Below are 6,889 nucleotides of genomic sequence, written 5' to 3' on the forward strand. Positions count from 1 at the left end.
CTCGGGATCTTTACCATTAAGTGTAGCTGACAAACACATGTTGATGTGGATTACAATATGGGACATTTTCTCTTACAAGAAAGTGTGAGCTCTCCTTATTTGTCCGGTGAGAAGTCTATTGAGCGGCCCTGTATTTCACTTCCTAGGAAGAAAAATACGGAATCCCCCACCTTTGACCAACAGCAGCCCTCTTGTGGGAAAGACGTGTTACCAAGTAGGTGGTGGATATTCAATAGGATGAAACATCTAAACTGTGAAATTGGTAAGGACATAAGCGGGAAAATAGCAGAATATATTACATTGAGGAGCTATCTCCAGCAATGTACATTGATACAAGAAATGGAGGAGCAATTACCAAAACAACATGGAGTCCAGTAATCCTGTAGTGATGCGAGAAATTAGAGAGGGGGAAGGATGATGGTAATACGTTATAATCATGAGCCGTTTACTGACTTTAGTCTAGAGGAGAATCGCCTTGCATTTGAAGAAGGCCTTAAGATAGTAGACGCGTATCTGGGGCAGGATTATCCGTTACAAATTGGGAGTGAACGGGTTGTAACAGAGGATAAGATTGTATCTGTAAACCCCGCAAATAAAGAGCAGATTATTGGACGAGTTTCAAAGGCAAATCGTGAGCTGGCGGAGAAGGCTATGCAGGCTGCGGACAAAGCCTTTCAAACATGGAGAAAGTCTAAACCGGAAATGAGGGCAGATATTTTATTTCGAGCAGCCGCAATTGTCCGTCGCAGAAAACATGAATTTTCTGCTCTGCTGGTGAAGGAAGCAGGAAAGCCGTGGAGGGAGGCGGATGCCGACACAGCGGAAGCTATTGATTTTATGGAGTATTATGGTCGTCAAATGCTGAAGCTGAAGGACGGTATGCCGGTAGAGAGCCGTAAAATAGAATATAACCGTTTTACTTATATCCCATTGGGGGTCGGAGTCATTATTTCTCCCTGGAACTTTCCCTTTGCGATTATGGCAGGAATGACAACAGCAGCACTTGTTTCTGGAAATACGGTATTGCTCAAGCCGGCGAGTACGACGCCTGTTGTAGCAGCAAAGTTTATGGAGGTCTTAGAGGAAGCTGGATTGCCAGCGGGTGTTGTGAACTTTATTCCTGGAAGCGGTGCGGAAGTAGGGGATTATATCGTTGATCATCCTCGCACGCGATTCATCAGCTTCACAGGTTCAAAGGAAGTGGGAATCCGTATTTATGAGCGGGCTGCTAGAGTAAATCCAGGGCAAATTTGGTTAAAGCGTGTGATTGCAGAAATGGGCGGTAAGGATACAATTGTTGTTGATCGGGAGGCAGATTTAGAGCTTGCGGCACAAGTGATTGTTGCATCAGCATTTGGATTTTCCGGTCAGAAGTGCTCCGCTTGTTCTCGCGCTGTTATTGTAGAGGATGTGTACGATGATGTGCTAGAAAGAGCAGTAGCGTTGACGAAGCAGCTTATTACCGGAGATCCTTCCCAATATGAAACATATATGGGACCTGTAAATGATGAGGGAGCTTTTCAGAAGATAATGAGTTATGTAGAGATCGGGAAGCGGGAAGGAAAGCTGATGACGGGAGGAGAGGGAGACAACTCTAAAGGCTGGTTTATTCAGCCGACGATTTTTGCAGATGTGGCGGAGGATGCCCGTATTATGAAGGAAGAAATTTTTGGGCCGGTTGTTGCGTTTTGTAAGGCCAAAGATTTCAATCACGCGATTGAGATTGCAAATAATACAGAGTATGGCTTAACAGGTGCGGTTATTTCGAATAATCGTGAACATATTGAGAAGGCGCGCGAGGATTTCCATGTCGGCAATTTGTACTTCAACCGCGGCTGTACAGGTGCGATTGTTGGATATCAGCCATTTGGCGGGTTCAATATGTCAGGTACAGACTCAAAGGCAGGAGGTCCTGACTACTTATTGCTTCATATGCAGGCGAAAACGACATCGGAAATGCTCTGAATAAGGAGTGTGAGGGGAGGATGCCCACCTTCCTTTTTTCCACTTTAAAAAAGTATAAATTTTCATCTAGAAGTGAACTCGACGTAGTAGGAAATTTCAGAAACAAGGTATAAGCGCAATTTTGCCAGAAGACTCGCCAATCGGCGAGTCTTCTGTATTTTTGTCCCCAATAGAATAGGTTTCAAAAATTAAACTGCTCTCCTGAAAAATAAACCGCTTTCATCGTGAAAATGTACTAAGTATTCCTTAGATTCTGTGTAAAAGTTATGCAAGTATCGTGCCGCAGGTTGCTTAACATCTGAAAAGTTTGGTATCATCAATATTATTGCATAAAGAACGAGTTTTTCTGGAGGTGGATGAAACGTGTCAAGAATTTCTGTAGATACTGTAAAGCACGTTGCAAACTTAGCGCGTCTTGCAATTACGGAGCAGGAAGCGGAGAAGTTCTCCAAGCAATTGGATGCAATTTTAACGTTTGCTGAGCAATTAGAAGAGTTAGATACTCAAAATGTAAAACCAACATCCCACGTATTGGATATTAAAAATGTGATGCGTGAAGACGTTGCGGAAAAAGGCTTGCCTGTGGAAGAAGTATTGAAAAATGCACCGGACCACGACGAGAACCAAATTCGCGTGCCTGCCATTTTGGAATAGAGGAGAGAGAGCATGTCTTTATTTGATTACTCAATTTCGGAGCTGCACAAAAAGCTCCATAGTAAAGAGATTTCTGTTACGGACTTAGTCGCTGAGTCCTATAAACGCATTGCACAAGTAGAGGACAAGGTACAGGCGTTTTTAACTTTAGATGAAGAAAACGCCCGCGCTAAAGCGAAGGAATTAGACGGAAAAGTGGGCAAGGCGGATGAGTACGGCTTGTTGTTTGGTTTGCCAATTGGTGTGAAAGACAATATTGTTACAAAAGGTCTTCGCACAACATGCGCAAGTAAAATTTTAGCTAACTTTGATCCAATTTATGATGCGACAGTTGTACAAAAGCTGCAAGCAGCAGAGACAGTTACCATTGGTAAGTTAAATATGGATGAGTTTGCGATGGGTTCCTCCAACGAAAACTCTGGATTTAAACCGACGAAGAATCCATGGAACATAGAATATGTACCAGGCGGCTCGAGCGGTGGATCTGCTGCGTCTGTAGCGGCAGGGGAAGTATTATTTTCTTTAGGCTCTGACACAGGCGGTTCGATCCGTCAGCCAGCTGCGTATTGCGGTGTTGTTGGTTTAAAACCTACATATGGACGTGTATCCCGCTTTGGTCTTGTCGCATTTGCTTCATCACTCGATCAAATCGGGCCAATTACGCGCACTGTTGCAGATAATGCATACTTATTGCAAGCCATTGCTGGAGTTGACAAAATGGATGGAACTTCTGCTCCTGTAGATGTACCAGACTATTTGTCCGCTCTAACAGGAGATGTCAAGGGCTTGCGTATTGCTGTGCCGAAGGAGTACTTAGGAGAAGGAGTAGGAGAGGAAGCGCGTCAATCAGTGCTTGCAGCTCTTAAGGTACTTGAGGGCATGGGCGCAACGTGGGAGGAAGTATCCCTGCCGCATTCTAAATATGCGCTTGCTACATATTACTTGCTATCGTCTTCAGAAGCTTCCGCTAACCTAGCGCGCTTTGACGGTGTACGATACGGTGTTCGTTCTGATAATGCATCCAGCTTAATTGATCTGTACAAGCAAACGCGCAGCGAAGGCTTTGGCGATGAAGTAAAGCGCCGCATTATGCTTGGTACATTCGCGTTAAGCTCCGGTTATTATGATGCGTATTATAAAAAGGCACAACAAGTGCGTACGTTAATTAAAAATGACTTCGAAAAAGTGTTTGAGAAGTATGACGTCATCATTGGGCCAACTGCTCCGTCCACTGCGTTTAAGATTGGTGAAAAGATTGATGATCCATTAACGATGTATGCAAATGATATTCTTACGATTCCAGTAAACCTAGCGGGTGTTCCTGGTATTTCTGTTCCGTGCGGCTTAGGGGCAAACGGCTTACCGCTTGGACTGCAAATTATCGGAAAACACTTTGATGAATCAACTGTATATCGCGTTGCACATGCGTTTGAGCAAGCGACAAATTACCATAAACAAAAACCGGTGCTGTAAGGGGGCGAAAAGAGATGGAGTTTGAAACAGTCATAGGGTTAGAGGTTCACGTTGAGTTAAAAACAAACTCAAAAATTTTCTCCGCAAGTCCAAATGAATTCGGTGCGCCTCCAAACACGAATACGAGCGTAATTGAATTAGGATATCCAGGCGTATTGCCGGTGGTGAATAAAAAAGCGGTAGAATTTGCGATGAAGGCAGCAATGGCACTGAATTGTCAGGTTGCAACAGAAACAAAGTTTGACCGAAAAAATTACTTTTATCCGGACAATCCGAAGGCATATCAGATTTCCCAATATGATAAGCCAATTGGTGAACACGGCTGGATTGATATTGAAGTAAACGGTGAGAAAAAACGAATTGGTATTACTCGTCTTCATTTAGAAGAGGATGCGGGAAAATTAACGCATACAGGCGACGGCTTCTCTCTAGTGGATTTAAACCGCCAAGGAACACCGCTCATTGAAATCGTATCTGAGCCGGATATCCGTACGCCAGAGGAAGCATATGCATATTTAGAGAAGCTGAAGTCTATTATCCAGTATACGGGTGTATCTGACTGTAAAATGGAAGAAGGCTCACTTCGCTGTGATGCAAACATTTCCCTTCGTCCAGTTGGGCAAAAGGAATTCGGTACAAAAACAGAGCTGAAAAACTTAAATTCCTTTGCTTTTGTACAAAAAGGCTTAGAATATGAAGAAATCCGTCAGGCAGAAGTGCTGCGTGCGGGTGGAGTAATTGATCAAGAAACACGCCGCTACGATGAGTCGACAAAAACAACACTCTTGATGCGTGTAAAAGAAGGCTCTGATGATTACCGCTACTTCCCGGATCCTGATTTAGTAGACTTATACATTGATGATGAGTGGAAGGCACGCATTCGTGCAGAGATTCCTGAGCTGCCGGATGCACGTAAAAAGCGCTATGTAGAGGAGCTTGGCTTACCAGCTTACGATGCAGCGGTATTGACAGTAACAAAGGAAATGTCCGATTTCTTTGATGCTGCCGTTGTAAGTGGCGCAGATGCAAAGCTTGCTTCGAACTGGTTAATGGGCGATGTATCGGCTTATCTTAACAAAAATGGTAAAGAGCTTGATGAGATTGCTTTAAAACCAGAAAGTCTTGCAGCGATGATTAAACTAATCGAAAACGGCACAATTTCTTCTAAGATTGCGAAGCAAATCTTTGTTGATCTAGTTGAAAAGGGTGGAGACCCAGAAGCAATTGTAAAGGAAAAGGGTCTTGTCCAAATCTCTGATGAGGGAGAATTGCGCAGAATCATCAACGAAGCGTTAGACAAAGGTCCGCAATCGATTGAAGATTATAAGAATGGTAAAGAAAAAGCACTCGGTTTCTTTGTTGGTCAGGTCATGAAGGCAACAAAGGGACAAGCAAACCCGCCTCTTGTAAACAAGCTATTGCTTGAGGAGATTGCGAAACGATAAGAAAAACTGGGGCGCTGGACAAGTCCAAAAACGCTAGCTATCTCTTGCGTATAACAAAAAAACCAACGATTCCTGCCGTATGAATCGTTGGTTTTTTCTTCCGTTTGAAGAAGGTATAAATTTGGAGGACTATTTGACGAATTGGTGAATTATGGGAACCTAGTATAAGTGTAACTATGCTTCCGTCTTTGCCAATCGGCGAGTTTTCTTTACCAAACTTATATATCTTTTGCAGGAAGATCATCAAACGTTTGTTTAGACATACTAAGATAGTTGCAAAATGATTATAATGATGATACATCTAGATTTAGAGGATTTTTTTATCATGCGAAAAATTAAATAAGTAGGATGATGTGTAAATGAAACGTGCAAGAATCATTTATAACCCTACTTCCGGACGTGAGCTATTTAAAAAGCATTTGCCGGAAGTTCTGCAGAAATTAGAACGAGCAGGCTACGAGGCCTCTTGTCATGCTACAACGGGAGCTGGTGATGCGACAAAGGCGGCAAGGCAGGCAGTGGAGCGGAAGTTTGATGTGGTCATTGCGGCTGGGGGAGATGGAACGCTTAATGAAGTTGTGAACGGATTGGTCGGTGCGGAGCATCGTCCGAAGTTTGGTATCATTCCGGTTGGTACAACAAATGACTTTGCCCGTGCTATTGGTGTGAATCGTTCCATTGAAGAAGCTGCTGATATTATTTGTGAAGGTTATTCGGTTTCGCTGGATATTGGACGCGCCAATGATAAGTACTTTATTAACATCGCCGGTGGCGGCCGCATTACAGAATTAACTTTTGAAGTACCAAGTAAGCTCAAAACGGTTTTGGGACAGCTTGCATATTACTTAAAGGGAATTGAAATGCTCCCGTCCTTGCATCCGACATATGTAGAAATTGAATATGACGGGAAGATGCTAAATGAGGAGATTACACTTTTCCTCATTACGAATACTACTTCAGTGGGCGGCTTTGAAAAGGTGGCTCCATACGCTTCTATTAATGATGGCTTATTTGATTTGCTTGTTTTAAAGAGGGGGTCCATTGCTGACTTGATTAAAGCAGCATCACAGGCGCTGCGCGGGGAGCATATTAATAATCCGCAAATTTTATATACGCAGGCAAATCGTATTAAAGTATACACTCCTGAAAAACTTATGATTAATCTAGATGGAGAATACGGCGGCGATGCACCGATGGAGTTTGAAAACTTGTATCATCATTTAGAGCTTTTTGTACCGAGGGAAGACCGCTAATTGAGGCGGTTTTTTTGCACTTTAAGAAAGTATAAATTTCTAGCTAGAAGACAATTCGACGTAGTAAGAAATTTTAGGAATACAGTATAAGTGCAACTA

Annotated in this window: 5 protein-coding genes; all 5 read left to right on the forward strand. The window is 43.1% G+C overall.

Annotated elements, in window-relative coordinates:
* Nucleotides 1-417: 417 nt before the first annotated feature.
* Entirely contained in the window at nt 418-1,965 is a 1,548-nt protein-coding gene (pruA, locus tag EP737_RS23450) for an L-glutamate gamma-semialdehyde dehydrogenase (protein ID WP_129731579.1), read from the forward strand.
* A 363-nt stretch (nt 1,966-2,328) separates the two neighbouring features.
* On the forward strand, nt 2,329-2,619 hold the full coding sequence (gene gatC / locus EP737_RS23455; RefSeq protein ID WP_129731571.1) for an Asp-tRNA(Asn)/Glu-tRNA(Gln) amidotransferase subunit GatC: 291 nt from the start codon (nt 2,329-2,331) through the stop codon (nt 2,617-2,619).
* A gap of 12 nt (nt 2,620-2,631) precedes the next feature.
* Entirely contained in the window at nt 2,632-4,092 is a 1,461-nt protein-coding gene (gene gatA, locus EP737_RS23460; RefSeq protein ID WP_129731573.1) for an Asp-tRNA(Asn)/Glu-tRNA(Gln) amidotransferase subunit GatA, read from the forward strand.
* A gap of 14 nt (nt 4,093-4,106) precedes the next feature.
* Nucleotides 4,107-5,537 carry an Asp-tRNA(Asn)/Glu-tRNA(Gln) amidotransferase subunit GatB gene (gene gatB / locus EP737_RS23465; RefSeq protein ID WP_129731575.1) on the forward strand — a complete coding sequence of 477 codons (1,431 nt, stop codon included), beginning with the start codon at nt 4,107-4,109 and terminating at the stop codon, nt 5,535-5,537.
* A gap of 359 nt (nt 5,538-5,896) precedes the next feature.
* On the forward strand, nt 5,897-6,790 hold the full coding sequence (locus EP737_RS23470) for a diacylglycerol kinase (protein WP_129731577.1): 894 nt from the start codon (nt 5,897-5,899) through the stop codon (nt 6,788-6,790).
* Nucleotides 6,791-6,889: the final 99 nt, after the last annotated feature.

The organism is Ectobacillus funiculus, assembly GCF_004138295.1.
GTDB lineage: Bacteria > Bacillota > Bacilli > Bacillales > Bacillaceae_G > Ectobacillus > Ectobacillus funiculus.